This window comes from Bacillus sp. VT 712, assembly GCF_001614195.1.
GTDB classification, from domain to species: domain Bacteria; phylum Bacillota; class Bacilli; order Bacillales; family Bacillaceae_H; genus Priestia; species Priestia flexa.
Map to the genome: position 1 here is coordinate 44,161 of NZ_LWBK01000002.1, position 17,545 is coordinate 61,705.

Here is a 17,545-nt window from a genome sequence, read left to right on the forward strand (position 1 = left end):
AAGAAATTTCATCCATGCTTTTCTAATGAATAAAAAAGCCCCCTGCATTCTTTTATGAATGAGGAGGCTTTTTATTATAGCGTGTTAAGCATTTTTCGTAATGATTCACGCTCAGGTTCAGTTAAAGGAACAAGTGGTAAACGTACAGATCCTACGTCTAAGCCTTTAAACTGCAGAGCTGTTTTTACAGGTGTTGGGCTTGGAGCAGAGAAAAGAGCCTTCATAACAGGCAATAATTTACCATGTAGTTGAGCTGCTTCTTTTACTTTACCCGTCTCAAATGCTGATACCATCGCTTGCATCTCGTTACCTAATACGTGAGACGCCACAGAAATAATACCATTACCACCAATTGATAATACCGGCAACGTTAAACCGTCATCGCCACTATAAAGCGCAAAGTCATCAGCTGTATTGTTAATAATAGCTGTCATAGCGTCAAGATCTCCGCTTGCATCTTTAATTGCTACTACGTTTGAAAGCTCTGACAAGCGTACAATGGTAGTAAGCTCCATGTTAATAACAGAGCGACCTGGAATGTTATAAAGCATCACAGGAAGCTTTGTGCTCTCTGCAATTGCTTTAAAATGCTGATATAAACCTTCTTGATTTGGTTTATTGTAATACGGCGCAACGATCATTACAGCATCTACGCCAATTTCTTCAGCTTTTTTTGTTAGCTCAATCGATGCATACGTGTTGTTACTACCAGTTCCAGCTACTACTGGAACACGACCTGCCGCTACTTTAACTGAGTGTCTAAATAGAGCTAGCTTTTCTTCTGTGGATAACGTTGGTGATTCACCCGTTGTTCCAGCAATGATTAAAGAATCTGATCCATTCTCAATCAAATAGTTAATTAACTGTGTTGTTTTTTCAAAATCAATGTTTCCCTTATGATCAAAAGGGGTTACCATAGCCGTTGCTACTTTACCAAAATCAATCATGTCTTCACTCCTTGACGTTCAATTATCTCCATTGGTAAACAACTCCATCAACAATATTTAATTGATGGAGTCTGTTTACTTTATTGAGTTACTTTTGATAAATCAAAAGCACGGTGAAGTGCATTAACTGCTTTCTTCAAATCCTCTTCTTTTACAAGTACCCAAATTGTTGTGTGACTATCAGCTGATTGTAAAATTTGAATTCCTTCGCTTGCAAGCGCCGTTACAATTTTAGCCGTTACGCCAGGCACACCGGCAATCCCTGCACCTACGATAGATACCTTAGCACAATTGCGGATAACAGAAGGCTCGTAACCAAGCTCTTGTAAAACCGCAATCGCTTTATCTGTTGATTCTTCAGTAATAGTGTACACAACACCTTTTGGTGAAATATTAATAAAGTCCACGCTAATCTTTTCCTGAGCCATAGCTTTAAATACTTCAGCCTGCGTGTCGTAATAACCGTCCTTACTGAATACCTTAATTTGTGTCACATTGGATACGTGAGCAATGCCTGTTACAAGACGCTCTTGGACATCGCTTCCACGCTGTTGAGCCGCACTATGGGAAGTCACTAGTGTACCTTCAGAGTCAGCATAGGTTGAACGTACGCGCATTGGTACTTTGGCCTGCATAGCAATTTCAACAGCTCTTGGATGAATAACCTTCGCACCTTGATATGCCATGTTACAAATTTCATTATATGTCACAACCGATAGCGGTCTTGCATCTTCAACAATGCGTGGATCTGCTGTCATTACCCCTTCGACATCTGTAAAAATGTCAATGTATTCAGCTTGTAATGCAGCTCCTAAAGCAGAAGCAGACGTGTCGCTACCTCCTCGACCTAACGTTGTTGTATCACCGCTTTCGTTTGCTCCTTGAAAGCCTGTTACTACCACGACATCATACTCTTCTAATTCTTCTATTATACGGTCACATTTCATTTCAATAATCTTGGCATTAGTAAAATCACTATTCGTGATAAAACCAGCCTGAGCACCATTTAGAGCTGTAGCCTTTATGCCATTTTCGTTTAATAAGTTAGTGAATACAACGGAAGAAATTAATTCTCCACAAGCCATTAACATATCTAACTCTCGTTTATTCACAGAAGCCTTATTACCATTCACAAGTGATAACAGCGTATCCGTTGCATATGGTTCGCCTTTACGTCCCATTGCAGATACAACTACCACTACTTTGTAACCTTCTTTTTGTGCATTTTTCAGATGATGAATAGCACGTTCTCTTCCTTGTTCATTACGAACGGAAGTTCCTCCAAATTTTTGGATGATGATTTTCATACTTACACCTCATTAATACTCTGAAACACGCTAGTTGCGCTTATTTTACTAAGCCAAGCTTAATAAGTGACTCTGCAATTTGTACAGAATTCCAAGCTGCACCTTTTAATAAGTTATCAGATACAATCCACATATGGAAGCCATTTTCGTGATCTAAATCTTTACGGATACGACCAACGAATACTTCACGCTTGCCTACGCAGTCTGCAGGCATTGGATATACTTGATTCTCTGGGTCATCTTGTAAAACGATACCAGGTGCATCAGCTAGTAATTTTTTCACATCAGCTACCGTTGCATCATTGTTTTCAATTTCAATATAAACTGACTCTGAATGTCCTGTAACAACCGGTAAGCGAACACAAGTAGCAGCTACTGGTAGTTCAGGCATGCTCATAATTTTTTTCGTTTCGTTAATCATTTTCATTTCTTCGAATGTAAAGCCGTTATCTTGGAACTTATCAATCTGAGGAATAGCGTTAAAAGCAATTTGGTAATGCTTTTTATCCCCACCAACTGGTAAAATTTCTGGCGTGAATTCTTTTTCGTCCAGGATTGCTTGTGCTTGTTCCTTTAATTCATTAATTGCTGCGGCACCAGCACCTGAAACAGCTTGATACGTCGATACAATCACTTTAGATAAACCGTATTTTTCACGCAGTGGCTGCAGTGCTGCTACCATTTGAATCGTTGAACAGTTTGGATTTGCAATGATTCCATTATGTGCTTTTAGTGCTTCTTCGTTTACTTCTGGCACAACTAAAGGTACGTTTTCATCCATACGAAATGCGCTTGTATTATCAACTACAATCGCTCCACGTTTCACTGCTTCCGGTGCTAACGCCTTGGAAATGCTTCCTCCTGCGCTAAATAAAGCAATATCTACTCCTTCAAAGCTCTCTGGCTTTGCTTCTTGAATGATTATTTCTTCTCCATTATAAGTGACTTTCTTACCCGCTGAACGAGCTGAAGATAATAATGTTAATTTGCCAATTGGAAGATTACGCTCTTGTAGAGTTTTTATCATTTGTTGTCCTACTGCACCTGTTGCTCCTACTACTGCTACATGTAATTCTCTTGTCATTTTAATACCGCCTCCAACAATTTTCAACTACTCAACATTTTTCTGCATATACTGACTATTTTAACATAATACCTTATTTTATTGCGCTAAAGAAGAGAAGATTTTAAAATCTTCTCTTCTTTTTTCACCTTTGACAGAAATATATTCTTAAAATTACTTTATGATGCGGCGCGCTACTTTGTTTCTTAATCGCGAAAACGCTCCACGACAACAGGTTGAATTTGTTTCCCTTCCAATGCCGCATACACCGTATCAGAAAGCATCGGCATACGAGCTACCATTGAGTTTGGCTTTGAAATAGGATCATCTTGACCAAATGGAATAAAGTAAATGTTTTTAGTAGCCATTAGTCGCATTAAGTTTACACCATTTAGACCCAATGCGTCATTGGTTGAAATACCTAAGACAACAGGCTTATTATTACGTAGCGTTGCTTTTGCAGCCATTAGAACTGGGGATTCGGTCATAGCATTCGCAAATTTACTCATTGTATTTCCAGTAATTGGAGCAACCACCATGCAGTCAAGTGGAATTTTGGGTCCTAATGGCTCTGCTTTTACAATGGTATTGATAACAGAGTTCCCGGTAACTTCTTCAATTTTTCGAATCCAATCTTCGCCATCTCCAAAACGTGTATTTGTTGATTGAACAGTATAAGATACCACAGGCATTACTTCTGCTCCTAAATTGACAAGCTTTTCAATTTCTGGCATTACTGCATCGTACGTACAGTGAGAGCCCGTTAAACCAAAACCAATTCGTTTTCCTTTAAGTGACATTATTGTTTCTCCTCCCTTTGATCAGCAGCTTCTTTCAGTAACGTCACAATGACATTGGCAACGATTTGTCCTGCTGTTTTTGGTGCCACGATTCCAGGAAGTCCCGGTGCTAGAATCGCTTTAATTCCTCTTTTTTCAGCGTAGCGAAAATCAGTACCTCCAGGCTTTGATGCAAGGTCCACTACAAGAGCATGCGTTGGAATATTGGCTAAGACACTAGATGTCAAAACCGGATATGGAATCGTATTAATACAAATATCACTATCCGTTATTTCTTGAGCTAAATCGTTTAAATGAAACGGTGTTAACCCCATTTCGCTAATGCGTGCTAAATGCTCTGATTTACGCGCACCAACCTTTACATTTGCTCCTAATGCTGCAAACGAGCGCGCCACACTCATTCCTACTCTTCCTAATCCAAGAACGGATATATTCGCTCCATGTATTGTAAAATCTGTATGTTGAATGACCAGCATAATTGTCCCCTCAACTGTTGGAACTGAGTTGTAGATAGCAACATCGTCACGCTCAAACAGCTGAATGAGTGTTCGATTTGTCTTTTGAACAAGGCTATTTAAATAATCATTACTAATTCCTGAATAAATGGTACAATGCGCAGGAGTACTAGCTAAGATCTCTTCTGTTAAAATTACTTTTTCATTTGAAAAGATGGTATCGACTTGCCCTTCATGATTTGTACCTGGTACAGGCAAAATAATGGCATCGACATCGGAAAAATTTAGTTCATCAATTTGATATTTAGTCGCACCAGTAAAGCCGTGATCAAGCTGATCAAACCCTATAAGCGATGTTTTTGCATCTAATTGGATGAGCTTTCGTATGACCTCAAGCTGTCTTGCATCACCACCAATGACAGCTATGTGCAAATCCGTTAACATGTGTCTGTTCACCTTCTTTAATATTAAATAGAGACGTCTAGTTCTTTAAAATTATAGATATCATAGAATCATTCATTACCATTAGATACCTATTGCATTTTCTTCAACATAGTATGTAAACAACTGAGAATCGGTGAATCTTTCTCCGCATTGTATGACAAATATTCGAGTCCAAAAAAAGCATGGCTACTAACAGCCATGCTTTTCTACTATTCAATCGATGTATTTTCTTATTGTTCTAAATTAACTATAACCATATCGGTTCCTATCTTTTCAATATGAGACCATGGTACTCTTACATCACTACCCTGCTTTCGGAAACCAAACCATTTCATAGAAGGAATTAATAGCGCTTTTATTTGGCCCTGCTCATTAAATTCTAAGTCCGTTTGCCCCAGTACGCCAAGGCGTTCAGCTCGCTTTAAATCCACAATTTCCTTACCGCTTAGTTCACTTAACCTCATAAACCTCTCCCCCTTATAACTAGTTTATCAATGAACATAGTAAAAACATGACAAGAAAATAAAAAAGTGTGGGACAAAACGAAATGTTTCTTTCTCAAAGACGAGTTATGTCTTTTCTAAGGTAGTTAGGTTATAATAACAGGTTCGTTTCGTTCCATTCCGCTACGGACACTCGCTTTCCGCAGGGAGGAATCTGAGCCTCCTCGCTGCGGAGTCTCATCTCTTCCTCTAGTCCCCCTAGGAGTCACATGCCTTACGCTCCATTCCACTAATTCTTTAAAATTAGTTTCCTAATCAACAAAAAATCCGAACTATAAAAGAGTCGTTAACTCTCAATAGTTCGGATAGATCATTGACTGAAATACTTATGTTCCAGCCGCTTTCGTACTCTTATTTTTTATTCAATCCTTTTGGCATTTCACCGCTAGGGCTAATTAAAGATAGTGCAAAATCATCTTTAAAAATAGAACGTGCCAATGAATTAACGCTGTCAATTGTCACATTGTTAACTAGATCTAAAATTTCATCTAATGAGCGATGATGACCCAACATTAGTTCATTTTTTCCGTTACGACTCATACGACTATTTGTGCTTTCTAGACTCAGCATTAAGTTTCCTTTTAACTGCTCTTTACTGTTAGCAAGCTCTTTCGCCGTAATCCCTGTGTCTGTAAGCTCTGTAAGCGTATCTTGAATTGTATCATACAGCACATCAAGCTGATTGCTACCTGTTCCACCATAAATAGTCACAAGGCCACTATCACGGTAGGAAGAATGATAAGAGAAGACCGAATAAGCTAATCCACGTTGCTCTCGTACCTCTTGGAACAAGCGACTGCTCATACTTCCTCCCAATACGTTATTTAAAACGATTAGGCTATACACATCTTTTCCACCAATTGGAAGCCCTTCGAAACCTAAGCATAAATGCGCTTGTTCTGTATCTTTTTTGCGAGCGATGTGATTTGTATGAAAAGCTGGCTGTACATACTGATGGGCATCATATGATGAAGTGTATGTACCAAAATACTTTTCAACTTCTTTAATAAAAGAATCATCTACGTTACCCGCTACTGAAATCACAACATTTTCAGGAATGTACATTTTTTCCATATAGCTACGAAGCGAATCACCGTTAAACGTTTTTAACGTCTCTTCCGTTCCCAAAATTGGATATCCTAACGGATGGTCACCATACACAGCTTTACCTAATAAGTCATGTACGATGTCGTCTGGGGTATCTTCATACATCTTAATTTCTTCGTATACTACATTTTTCTCTCTAGCTAACTCTTCTTCATCAAAAGCAGAGTTAAAGAACATATCTGCTAGCACATCAAGCGCTTGATTGGAATGTTCATCTAACACTTTTGCATAGTAACAAGTATATTCCTTTGATGTAAAGGCATTAACTTGTCCTCCAATTTGATCAAAGCTCTCTGCAATGTCACGAGCAGAGCGTGTCTTAGTACCTTTAAAAAACATGTGCTCTAAAAAATGTGAGACACCATTAATTTCTGGATGTTCACTTCGAGAACCAGTCCCAATCCAAACTCCAATCGCTACCGAACGAACCGTTGGGATATTTTCAAGCACAATTCGCACACCATTTTTGCATGTATGTCGAGTAATCAAGCTAACTCCTCCTTTGTCATTTGCTTCATTTTAATGAGATACGTTTATAAGAAAAATACGCTTGATATCCGTTAATCTTTACGATAACTGACCATTCTTTCTTCATCAAGCAGCATCGTTACCGTCGTAACATCTAACCCTTTTTTCTCAATATCCGTTAACAGCTGATCCAATGAATTCGCTGTAGCCTCAGTAGGATGCATCAGCACGATTGCACCTGGATGAATTTTTTTCATCACGCGATTAATCAGCACATCTTTTGTTGGCTTTTGCCAATCAATTGTATCTACTGTCCACATAATTGTACTCATTTTTTGCTCTGAAGCTAACGTTACTACTTCTTTTCGAAAGCTACCGCTTGGGGGCGCAAACCACTTTACTTTCTTACCAGTAGTAGCCGTAATTACTTCATTCGTTTTCTTTAATTGATCAACAATTTGTCCTGATGATAATGTAGCCATGTTAGGATGCGAGTAGGAATGATTTCCAACTTCATGTCCCTCATCTACAATCATCTTTGCCAACTCAGGGTTATTTTTAACCCATCTTCCTTCTAAAAAAAACGTTGCTTTTGCATCGTGCTTCTTTAAAGTTTGAAGCATATCTGGTAAATATTCATTTCCCCAGGCCACATTTATCGTAAACGATACCATAGGCTTTTCAGGGTGTCCTCGATAGATAGCTTCAGATGGAAGATCATCTAAATGCACCTTTGGCTTTATTTGTTTATAAACCAGCTTGTCTTCATTAAACTTACCGCTTTTTTTCATGTTCTCATAGGAAGCCTTTACATCTACAGCGATTCCATTGTAACCCGGCGTTTTCTTCCAGACTGGGTCAATGGCTGCATTAGAAGGCTTAACGTTATATATCTTTGCTTTCTCGGCAATCTTCTGATATAGGTCGTTTCTTTCGACACCAGCTTGCTCAACCGTTGTCTGAAATGCTTCTACATAATCAGTAGCAAACGGATTATAAATTGATTTATATGTAATTGCAAGTAAAAATAAAAATGCAGTAAATTGAATGATTGAACGTTTCACTTATCCTTCCCCCTTCTCCATACAAAGTATGTAGAAAAAGGACAAGGTAGAACAGCGTCTTCAAGCCAATGTAATAAAACCCCCACATCAGTTAGACTGCGTGGGGGAATAACAAGGCAATTATTTTGTTTCTTTTGCCTGCTCTTCTTTTTCTTTTTGCTCTTTCAGAACTGCTTTCCTTGATAAGTTAACGCGACCTTGCTTGTCGATTTCCATTACTTTTACAAGAATTTCATCACCGATAGCAACAACGTCTTCCACTTTACCAATACGTTCTTCAGCAAGCTCAGAAATATGAACAAGGCCATCTTTACCGCTGAAAATTTCAACAAATGCACCAAACTTCTCGATGCGTTTAACTTTACCTAGATACATTTGTCCAGCTTCAACTTCACGAACAAGATCTTCAATGATTTTCTTCGCTTTTAGGTTCATCTCTTGGTCAATTGATGAGATAAAGATTGTACCATCTTGTTCAATATCAATCTTAACACCAGTTTCTTCAATGATCTTATTAATTTGTTTACCACTTGGTCCAATAACATCACGAATCTTGTCTGGATTGATTGCCATCGTCAAGATTTTCGGAGCGTACTGAGACAGCTCTTCACGAGGTGTATTAATTGTAGAAATCATGTGATCTAAGATCTGCATGCGTCCTTTTTGTGCTTGTTGAAGAGCCTCTTCTAAGATTTCACGAGATAGGCCATCAATTTTAATATCCATTTGTAACGCAGTAACACCTTTTGCTGTTCCCGCTACTTTAAAGTCCATATCACCTAAGTGATCTTCCATTCCCTGGATATCAGTTAAAATTGAGTAATGCTCACCCGATTTAATAAGACCCATTGCAATACCCGCTACAGGAGCTTTAATTGGAACCCCAGCATCCATCATTGCAAGCGTACTTGCACAAATACTTGCTTGAGACGTTGAACCGTTTGATTCTAACACTTCAGATACAAGGCGGATTGTGTATGGGAAATCTTTTTCTGTTGGAATAACAGGCTCTAATGCACGTTCACCAAGTGCTCCATGACCGATTTCACGACGTCCAGGTCCACGCATTGGTCTTGTCTCACCTACGCTGAAAGAAGGGAAATTATAGTGATGCATAAAGCGTTTAGATTCTTCTACGCTTAAGCCATCTAGAATTTGCACATCTCCAAGCGCTCCTAGTGTACAAATGCTAAGTGCCTGCGTTTGTCCACGCGTGAATAACCCAGAGCCGTGTGTACGCGGCAATAAGCCAACTTCAGATGATAATGGTCGAATTTCGTCAATGCTTCGACCATCTGGACGCACTTTTTCTTCTGTAATTAGACGACGCACTTCGCTTTTAACAAGCTTAGATAAGATCTCACTGACTTGACCTAATACATCAGCTTCAACTTGTTGCTCTTCAAACTGCGCAATTACCGCTGCTTTTACTTCGCTAATTGCTTCTTCACGAGCATGCTTTTCTTGAACTTGAACAGCTCGGTTCATGTCTGCTTCTGCAATTTCACGCACTTGTCTTTCTAAGTCTGCATCTACTGTATAAAGTTGCACTTCCATTTTCTCTTTACCAACAGCTGCAACAATTTCTTCTTGGAATTCAATTAACTTCTTAATTTGGTCATGTCCAAACATAATTGCTTCTAACATCACTTCTTCTGGTACTTCATCTGCACCAGCTTCAACCATGTTAATAGCGTCTTTTGTTCCAGCAACCGTTAAATGAATATCGCTTTTTTCTTGGTCTTCTACACCTGGATTTACAACAAATTTACCGTCTACACGCCCTACGATAACCCCAGCAATTGGGCCTTCGAATGGAATATCAGAGATAGAAAGTGATAAAGAAGAACCAAACATAGCGGCAACTTCAGACGAGTAATTTTGATCTACACTCATTACAACACTTACGACCTGTACTTCGTTACGGAATCCATCTGCGAATAGCGGACGAATTGGACGGTCAATTAAGCGGCTAGCTAAAATAGCTTTCTCACTTGGACGACCTTCACGCTTAATAAATCCACCTGGAATTTTACCAACTGCGTATAAACGCTCTTCATAGTTAACTGTTAAAGGAAAAAAATCTACGTCTTTCGCTTGTTTTGAAGCTGTTGACGTGCTTAATACTACTGTGTCTCCATAACGAATCAGTGCTGCTCCGTTAGCTTGCTTTGCTAATTGACCAACTTCAACCTCTAGCCTTCTACCGGCTAGTTCCATGGAGAACACTCGTTTTTCTTGTTCCATATCGACGAGTACCCCTCTCTACATATAAAATATATGTATGTAAATAAATGTGATAGTTTTATTATAAACGAAATACTAAAAAACAATAGCTTTTTTCACATTATGTAGCATCTTTTCAAAACATCTAAATGTACATACTAAAAAAGCGGGAATGCTCCCGCTTTCTTCTTATTATCGACGTAAACCAAGCTTGTTGATTAGATCACGATAACGAGTAACGTCTTTGTTACGAAGATAGTTAAGTAAGTTACGACGTCTACCTACCATTTTTAGAAGTCCACGACGAGAGTGGTGGTCCTTCTTGTGAGTACGTAAATGATCGTTTAGATTGTTAATTTGCTCTGTTAGGACAGCGATTTGAACCTCTGGAGATCCAGTATCGTTTGCATGAGTTTTGTACTCATTAATGATTTCATTTTTACGCTCTTGTGTGATAGCCATCCTATTCACCTCCTTGTTTATAAACCCCAGTTACCGAGCAAGACGTTGGTGAATCGTCATGCCAAGCAATGGTTGTTTTGCATACAAGTGTTATATTACTACTTTCTTTTCAAAAAAGCAAGAAAATCTCTGCTTTTTCTTTTAGTTTATTGTACGTTTTTTGAAACACCTAAAAAGTACTGGTTTGCTTCTTCTTTATCTAATGAAATTTGTTCAATTAGCGCTTCAATTCCAGAAAATTTGCGCTCACTACGAATGAGCTTATGCCAACGAACTCTTACATGCTCACCGTAAATTTGCTTATTAAATGATAGAAGGTGCACTTCAATTGTGGGCTTTTTTAAGTCTTCATGAAATGTTGGTTTATATCCTATATTGCATACTCCTTGATACCATTGATTATTTAGCTCTAACTCCACTGCGTATACGCCTGTTCTTGGCAAGAGATAATCAGCGGCTAAGGAAACATTTGCCGTTGGAAACCCAATTTGCCTGCCTCTTTTTTCACCATGAACGACCGTTCCTTCTACTTCATAATTACGTCCAAGCAGCAATTTCACTTTCTCCATTTCACCATCAGCTAAGAATTGTCTAACTAACGTTGAGCTTACTTTCTCTTCATTTGTTGTTAGCTTATCTACGACCGTCTGCGTAAACTGTGAACGAGAGTGAAAAGGTAACGTTTCCATCGTCCCTTTTCCTAGCTTACCATATGAATAATCGAATCCTGCCACAACATGCTCTACGTTTAAGCCGATAATATACTGATCAACAAACTCTTGTGGTAATAAAGATGCAAACGCCCGATCGAAATGCACTATATATAAAAAGTCAATTCCCAGTTTTTTAATAAGTCGTTTTTTTTCTTCTAAAGGTGTAATCATATCAACGTGCTGAACGTTTTTCCCAAGAATGACGGATGGATGAGGTGTGAAAGTCATCACTGCGCTCGCTACATTTTTCTCATCAGCGATTTGCTTTGCTGTTTTAATCACTTGCTGGTGCCCCAAATGTACACCATCAAAAAATCCAAGAGCTAAAACAGAACGCTGTACAACCTCTCGTCCTAAATGATGTGGATGTCGAATCTCTATCGTTTCCAAAACGCACTTCACCTTTTCCTTAACCAATTCAGTCGATTGCTAAGACTTTTACCGGTTTAATTAAATGTTTTTTTGTGGGATGCTGCGCATAAATCGCCATGCATTTTCCAGCTGAATCCACCATTAGAAATTGCCCCTCGAGTAAAGATTCATCTTCTGGACATGGTAATACCGCACCGTTTCTCACTTTCTCTGCTAATGTATCATTTATTTTGAATTTCGGCAAATGAAAGAGCGCACGCTCAATAGGATGTAAAAGTGATTGAATTGTTCCTTCTTTTACTGCTAGTTCAATCTGTTCAAACGTTAAGCAATCCTCTAAAGAAAACTGACCCGATCCTGTTCTTTTTAAATAAGACATATGAGACGGGTAACCAAGTTTCTCACCGATCATAACAGCAAGTGTTCTAACATACGTTCCTTTACTACAGGTCACACGGAAGCGAAATGAAATGTTTTCGCCCGTAAATACATCTCGGTCATCAAGAAGTTCAAACTGATAAATTTGAATAGTACGCACAGGTCTTTCAATCTCAATCCCTTGCCTTGCGTATTCATATAACTTTTTACCATTAATTTTTACGGCTGAATACATGGGAGGAACTTGTTCAATCGTCCCCGTTAAGGATTTAAGAACCTCTTCAATTTGAGCACGCGTAAACGTCGCATTTATCTCTTTTCTTTCCACCACATCACCAGATGAGTCTTCCGTCGTGGTAGAAAAACCAATAGTGACTTCCCCTTCATACGTTTTTGTTGCACCTGTTAAATACTCTACAATTTTGGTTGCGCGACCGATACAGATGGGGAGTACACCTGTTACATCTGGGTCAAGCGTGCCCGTATGACCTACTTTTTTTGTTTTTAGTAGCTTTCTAACTTTAAAGACACAGTCATGAGACGTCATCCCCGCTGGCTTATTTAAAACTAAAACACCATCCAACTTACTCAACTCCTTTTCCTCCATAAAAAAGGTGCCTCAAAAAGCACATGTACTTGTTGAGACACCCTTTATCATGCTCATTTGAGCACCCTAATCATCCATTAATTATGGTCTTGCTCATCGTTGCTTTCTTTTTTAATTTCATGAAGTAACGACTCAATCCGATTACCATAATCAATTGACTCATCAAATTCAAATGTAATTTCAGGTGTTTTACGTAAGCGAATGCGCTGACCAATCTCTGAGCGAATAAAGCCTTTTGCTTTTGCAAGACCTTTTAACGTATTCTCACGCTGCTCAGCATCTCCTAATACAGAGATATATACTTTTGCTTGCTGCAAATCGCCTGAAACCTGAACGTCCGTAACCGTTACAAAGCCGATGCGTGGATCTTTAATCTTTCGATTTAAAATCTCACCTAGCTCTTTTTTCATTTGTTCACCGACTCTAGTTGCTCTAATTTTCATACTGTGTCACCCCTTTTATACCACTTCAACAGGCTGACTGCTATTAAATCAGCTTGAAAAATCCAATTGGTTCCAACACTTCATCAACAGAAAAATTTTCTGCTTATAATCGGTATTATAACCAATCAAAGGTTGTAATAGTGCGTTCGATTTCTGGAAAAGAATCCATTAGAGCAATTGCTTTTTGTAATTCTTGTTCCGTTGCGACGCGACTAGATGAAACTGCAACTATGCTAATTTTTGTACGCTGCCACACATCTTGAAAATCTGTTTCGGATACCGATACATTATACTTTTGTTTTAGGCGCATTAAAATCCGCTGTAAAACCGCTCGCTTATCCTTTAGTGAGGCCGCGTTATAAATTAAACATTCACATTCCACTAATCCAATCACTTAGGATCGATTTGCTCCATTACATATGCTTCAATAACATCGCCTTCTTTAATGTCATTGAAGTTTTTAATTGTAATACCACACTCGTAGCCTTGAGCTACTTCTTTTGCATCATCTTTGTATCGTTTTAGGGCATCAACTTCACCTTCAAAGATAACGATACCATCACGAATTAAACGGATGCTGCTGTGGCGCGTAATTTTACCTTCTGTGACGTAACCGCCGGCAATTGTACCAATTTTAGATACTTTGAACGTTTGACGAACTTCAACTTGACCAATAACTTTTTCTTCAAACTCAGGATCAAGCATTCCTTTCATCGCTGATTCAATCTCTTCAATCACTTTGTAGATAATACGATGTAGACGAATATCTACTTTTTCAGCTTCTGCCGTGCGTTTTGCACCTGCATCTGGACGTACGTTAAATCCAATTACGATTGCATTAGAAGCTGTTGCTAAGATGATATCAGATTCTGTAATTGCACCTACACCAGTGTGAATGATGCGTACGTTTACGCCTTCAACATCAATCTTTTGTAAAGATGCTGCTAAAGCTTCAACAGAACCTTGTACGTCAGCTTTTACGATTATGTTTAAGTCTTTCATTTCACCTTGCTTGATTTGCTCAAATAAATCATCCAAGCTTACGCGCGTTTTTTCACCACGCTGTTGTTCAAGCTGCTTTTGAGCACGTAGCTCACCGATTTGACGAGCTGTTTTCTCATCTTCAAACACCATGAAGCGGTCACCAGCTAACGGTACATCGTTTAGACCTGTGATCTCAACTGGAGTTGAAGGACCAACCTCTTTCACGCGACGACCGATGTCGTTTACCATTGCACGAACACGACCGAACGTGTTTCCGACAACGATTGGATCTCCAACTTTTAGTGTTCCATTTTGAACAAGTAAAGTAGCTACTGAACCGCGGCCCTTATCAAGCTGTGCTTCGACAACCGTTCCAACAGCACGACGATTTGGGTTTGCTTTTAATTCTTCTACTTCACTTACCAATAGGATCATTTCAAGAAGCTGGTCAATACCTTCTCCTGATAGAGCAGATAGCTTACAGAAGATTGTATCGCCACCCCATTCTTCCGCTACCAATCCGTGTTCCATTAGTTCTTGCATAACGCGGTCTGGGTTTGCTGCTTCTTTATCCATTTTATTAACAGCTACGATAATTGGTACTTCAGCAGCTTTCGCGTGGTTAATTGCTTCAATTGTTTGTGGCATTACACCATCATCAGCTGCAACAACAAGAATTGTAATATCTGTTACTTTTGCTCCACGCGCACGCATTGTTGTGAACGCGGCATGTCCTGGTGTATCTAAGAACGTAATCTTCTTCTCTTCTACCACAACTTGGTAAGCACCGATATGCTGCGTGATTCCACCAGCTTCTCCAGCCGTTACCTTCGTGTTACGGATTGAATCTAATAGCGTTGTTTTACCATGGTCTACGTGACCCATAATTGTAACAACTGGTGGACGAATTTGAAGGTCTTTCTCATCGTCAATGATTTCCATTGCTTCAAAATCAGTTGCGTCTAACACAACTTCTTCTTCCACTTCTACGCCATACTCACCAGCAATTAATTCAATTGCTTCTTTTTCAAGCTCTTGGTTGATTGTTGCCATAACCCCAACCATGAACAGCTTTTTAATAATCTCTGAAGGCTCTTTGCCTAACTCTTTTGCCAATTCAGAAACTGTTAAACTTTCAGAGTATGTGATTTTTTCAGGAAGTTCTTTTGGTTGTGCCGGAGCCGGTCTTCCTTTTCCTCCCTGAGGCTTTCTATTACCTTTTCCACCTTTGTTGGCAGCAGGTTTTGCTGGCTTTTTGTTGCCTTTTTTATCATTATTATTTGGTTTTGAATTATTATTTAGTGCTGCATCTAGTTTTTTCACATGCTCATCCTCTAACGTTGTCATGTGGTTAGACACTTCAACATTCATTTCTTTTAATTTTTCTATAACGTCTTTGCTTGAAATATTGTATTGTTTTGCATATTCATGTACGCGAACTTTACTCAATATTTTCACCCCCAAAAAGATTAATCGAGCATCGTGATTAGCTTTTTGGCAAAGCCACTATCCATCACTGCAACGACAACACGTGCATCTTTACCGATTGCTTCTCCTAAAACGTAGCGATCCACAACGGTTCGAACCGGAACTTGATAATACGTGCATTTGTCGATGACTTTTTTTGTTGTGTTATCTGATGCATCACCGGCTAAAAGAACAAGCTTTGCTTTTTTTTTGCGCACTTCTCCTATTACAAGCTCTTCACCAGAAATTAATTTACGTGCTCGATTTGCAAGTCCTAAAAAAGAGAGCCACTTTTCATTATTCAATGTCATTGCTTCTCCTTCTCTACAAGCGTCAACAATTCATCATAAACTGCATCTTCAATCGGTGCGCTCAAGTGAGTAGATAAGACATTTTTCTTTTTTGCTAATAAAATGGCTTCTTTATCTTTACTTAAATAGGCACCGCGCCCGGACTTTTTACCCGTTAAGTCAACCGAAACTTCACCTTCTTTAGAGCGTACAACGCGTACTAGCTCTTTTTTTGGCATCATTTCACCAGTGGCCACACATTTTCGCATCGGGACTTTTTTACGATTGTTCATTTGGCTCACCTCTTATTCCATGTCATCTTCGTCTGAATCAAATGCATGTTGACTCACTAACATGTCATCACTTTTTTGAATATAAATACCTTCTTGCTCGGCTTCGGATTGACTCTTAATGTCAATTTTCCATCCTGTTAACTTAGCTGCTAAACGTGCATTTTGTCCACGTTTACCGATTGCTAATGACAGCTGGTAATCTGGCACGATAACCGTTGTTGCTTTTTCCTCTTCATCCACCATTACTTCTAATACTTTTGATGGACTTAATGCATTTGCCACAAATTCTACCGGGTCATTTGACCAGCGAACGATATCAATTTTCTCACCTTTTAATTCATTCACAACAGCCTGAACACGTTGACCTTTTGGTCCTACACAAGAACCGACTGGATCTACTTCAGCATATTCTGAGTGAACAGAGATTTTAGAACGATCGCCAGCTTCACGTGCAACTGACTTTAATTCAACTGTACCATCATAAATTTCTGGTACTTCTTTTTCAAATAAACGCTTAAGTAATCCAGGGTGTGTTCTTGAAACGTAAATTTGAGGACCTTTTGTTGTTTTTTCCACTTTTGTGATATACACTTTAATACGGTCATGTGGTTTATATTGTTCGTTGGGCATTTGTTCACTTTGTGGCAATAGAGCCTCAATTTTCCCAAGGCTTACATAGATAAAGCGTGAGTCTTGACGCTGAACAATTCCTGTCATGATGTCTTCTTCACGATCGCTAAACTCAGAATAGATAACGCCACGCTCTGCCTCACGAACGCGCTGTGTTACAACTTGCTTCGCTGTTTGTGCAGCAATGCGACCGAAGTCTTTTGGCGTTACTTCAATTTCTACAACGTCGTCTAATTGAAAGTTAGGATTAATCCCTTGGGCTTCTTCAACTGAGATTTCCAAGCGTGGATCATACACTTCATCTACAACGTCTTTACGTGCGAATACGCGCATTGTTCCTCGATCTAAATTTAAATCAACACGCACGTTTTGCGCTTGATTAAAATTGCGCTTATAAGCAGAAATTAACGCTGCTTCAATCGCTTCAATAATAACATCTTTACTAATGCCTTTTTCTTTTTCAAGAACTACCAAGGCATCTAATAACTCACTGCTCATTTTGGTTAATCCCCCTTTAATATT

Annotated in this window: 18 protein-coding genes; all 18 read right to left on the minus strand. The window is 39.0% G+C overall.

The genetic code is table 11. The features are described from left to right. Positions 1-74: 74 nt before the first annotated feature. The gene (gene dapA, locus A2U94_RS00930; protein WP_025910557.1) at positions 75-947 is read right to left on the minus strand and encodes a 4-hydroxy-tetrahydrodipicolinate synthase; all 873 of its coding nucleotides are present in this window, start codon (positions 945-947) and stop codon (positions 75-77) included. Between the two features lie 80 nt (positions 948-1,027). Next, complete coding sequence (gene dapG / locus A2U94_RS00935; protein WP_061784559.1) at positions 1,028-2,254, minus strand: aspartate kinase; 1,227 nt, start codon at positions 2,252-2,254, stop codon at positions 1,028-1,030. A 40-nt stretch (positions 2,255-2,294) separates the two neighbouring features. After that, positions 2,295-3,338, minus strand: coding sequence for an aspartate-semialdehyde dehydrogenase (asd, locus tag A2U94_RS00940; RefSeq protein WP_061784560.1), 1,044 nt, complete (start codon positions 3,336-3,338; stop codon positions 2,295-2,297). Between the two features lie 185 nt (positions 3,339-3,523). Then, complete coding sequence (locus A2U94_RS00945) at positions 3,524-4,117, minus strand: dipicolinate synthase subunit B (RefSeq protein ID WP_025910560.1); 594 nt, start codon at positions 4,115-4,117, stop codon at positions 3,524-3,526. Continuing rightward, a complete protein-coding gene (dpaA, locus tag A2U94_RS00950) occupies positions 4,117-5,016 on the minus strand; it encodes a dipicolinic acid synthetase subunit A (protein ID WP_025910561.1) in 900 nt (299 codons plus the stop codon). Before dpaA ends, A2U94_RS00945 begins: the two co-directional genes overlap by 1 nt. Before the next feature lie 230 nt (positions 5,017-5,246). Further along, complete coding sequence (locus tag A2U94_RS00955; protein WP_035320336.1) at positions 5,247-5,480, minus strand: YlmC/YmxH family sporulation protein; 234 nt, start codon at positions 5,478-5,480, stop codon at positions 5,247-5,249. A gap of 390 nt (positions 5,481-5,870) precedes the next feature. Then, positions 5,871-7,115, minus strand: coding sequence for a M16 family metallopeptidase (locus tag A2U94_RS00960; RefSeq protein ID WP_025908935.1), 1,245 nt, complete (start codon positions 7,113-7,115; stop codon positions 5,871-5,873). 71 nt (positions 7,116-7,186) lie between these two features. Continuing rightward, complete coding sequence (locus A2U94_RS00965) at positions 7,187-8,158, minus strand: polysaccharide deacetylase family protein (RefSeq protein ID WP_025908936.1); 972 nt, start codon at positions 8,156-8,158, stop codon at positions 7,187-7,189. Positions 8,159-8,278: 120 nt separating this feature from the next. Further along, the gene (gene pnp / locus A2U94_RS00970) at positions 8,279-10,405 is read right to left on the minus strand and encodes a polyribonucleotide nucleotidyltransferase (RefSeq protein ID WP_025908937.1); all 2,127 of its coding nucleotides are present in this window, start codon (positions 10,403-10,405) and stop codon (positions 8,279-8,281) included. Positions 10,406-10,576: 171 nt separating this feature from the next. Further along, positions 10,577-10,846, minus strand: a complete 270-nt coding sequence (gene rpsO / locus A2U94_RS00975; RefSeq protein ID WP_025908938.1) for a 30S ribosomal protein S15 — start codon at positions 10,844-10,846, stop codon at positions 10,577-10,579. Positions 10,847-10,992: 146 nt separating this feature from the next. After that, positions 10,993-11,949, minus strand: a complete 957-nt coding sequence (gene ribF / locus A2U94_RS00980) for a bifunctional riboflavin kinase/FAD synthetase (RefSeq protein ID WP_025908939.1) — start codon at positions 11,947-11,949, stop codon at positions 10,993-10,995. Positions 11,950-11,977: 28 nt separating this feature from the next. Continuing rightward, the gene (gene truB, locus A2U94_RS00985; protein ID WP_025908940.1) at positions 11,978-12,892 is read right to left on the minus strand and encodes a tRNA pseudouridine(55) synthase TruB; all 915 of its coding nucleotides are present in this window, start codon (positions 12,890-12,892) and stop codon (positions 11,978-11,980) included. A 101-nt stretch (positions 12,893-12,993) separates the two neighbouring features. Further along, complete coding sequence (gene rbfA / locus A2U94_RS00990) at positions 12,994-13,359, minus strand: 30S ribosome-binding factor RbfA (RefSeq protein WP_025908941.1); 366 nt, start codon at positions 13,357-13,359, stop codon at positions 12,994-12,996. 115 nt (positions 13,360-13,474) lie between these two features. Continuing rightward, positions 13,475-13,753, minus strand: coding sequence for a DUF503 domain-containing protein (locus A2U94_RS00995; protein WP_025908942.1), 279 nt, complete (start codon positions 13,751-13,753; stop codon positions 13,475-13,477). Next, positions 13,750-15,792, minus strand: a complete 2,043-nt coding sequence (gene infB, locus A2U94_RS01000; protein WP_025908943.1) for a translation initiation factor IF-2 — start codon at positions 15,790-15,792, stop codon at positions 13,750-13,752. Before infB ends, A2U94_RS00995 begins: the two co-directional genes overlap by 4 nt. Before the next feature lie 20 nt (positions 15,793-15,812). Further along, positions 15,813-16,121, minus strand: coding sequence for a YlxQ family RNA-binding protein (locus tag A2U94_RS01005; RefSeq protein ID WP_078989371.1), 309 nt, complete (start codon positions 16,119-16,121; stop codon positions 15,813-15,815). Continuing rightward, a complete protein-coding gene (rnpM, locus tag A2U94_RS01010) occupies positions 16,118-16,393 on the minus strand; it encodes an RNase P modulator RnpM (protein ID WP_025908945.1) in 276 nt (91 codons plus the stop codon). The genes A2U94_RS01005 and rnpM overlap by 4 nt, the downstream gene beginning before the upstream one ends. A gap of 12 nt (positions 16,394-16,405) precedes the next feature. After that, the gene (nusA, locus tag A2U94_RS01015) at positions 16,406-17,521 is read right to left on the minus strand and encodes a transcription termination factor NusA (protein ID WP_025908946.1); all 1,116 of its coding nucleotides are present in this window, start codon (positions 17,519-17,521) and stop codon (positions 16,406-16,408) included. Positions 17,522-17,545: the final 24 nt, after the last annotated feature.

Coding starts and splice junctions, on each gene's coding strand:
- A2U94_RS00945 (WP_025910560.1), bottom strand. CDS start 4,117: ATGTCACTTAAAGGAAAACGAATTGGTTTTGGTTTAACGGGCTCTCAC.
- dpaA (WP_025910561.1), bottom strand. CDS start 5,016: ATGTTAACGGATTTGCACATAGCTGTCATTGGTGGTGATGCAAGACAG.
- A2U94_RS00955 (WP_035320336.1), bottom strand. CDS start 5,480: ATGAGGTTAAGTGAACTAAGCGGTAAGGAAATTGTGGATTTAAAGCGA.
- rnpM (WP_025908945.1), bottom strand. CDS start 16,393: ATGAACAATCGTAAAAAAGTCCCGATGCGAAAATGTGTGGCCACTGGT.
- rbfA (WP_025908941.1), bottom strand. CDS start 13,359: ATGAAAATTAGAGCAACTAGAGTCGGTGAACAAATGAAAAAAGAGCTA.
- asd (WP_061784560.1), bottom strand. CDS start 3,338: ATGACAAGAGAATTACATGTAGCAGTAGTAGGAGCAACAGGTGCAGTA.
- dapG (WP_061784559.1), bottom strand. CDS start 2,254: ATGAAAATCATCATCCAAAAATTTGGAGGAACTTCCGTTCGTAATGAA.
- nusA (WP_025908946.1), bottom strand. CDS start 17,521: ATGAGCAGTGAGTTATTAGATGCCTTGGTAGTTCTTGAAAAAGAAAAA.
- rpsO (WP_025908938.1), bottom strand. CDS start 10,846: ATGGCTATCACACAAGAGCGTAAAAATGAAATCATTAATGAGTACAAA.
- A2U94_RS01005 (WP_078989371.1), bottom strand. CDS start 16,121: ATGACATTGAATAATGAAAAGTGGCTCTCTTTTTTAGGACTTGCAAAT.
- pnp (WP_025908937.1), bottom strand. CDS start 10,405: ATGGAACAAGAAAAACGAGTGTTCTCCATGGAACTAGCCGGTAGAAGG.
- dapA (WP_025910557.1), bottom strand. CDS start 947: ATGATTGATTTTGGTAAAGTAGCAACGGCTATGGTAACCCCTTTTGAT.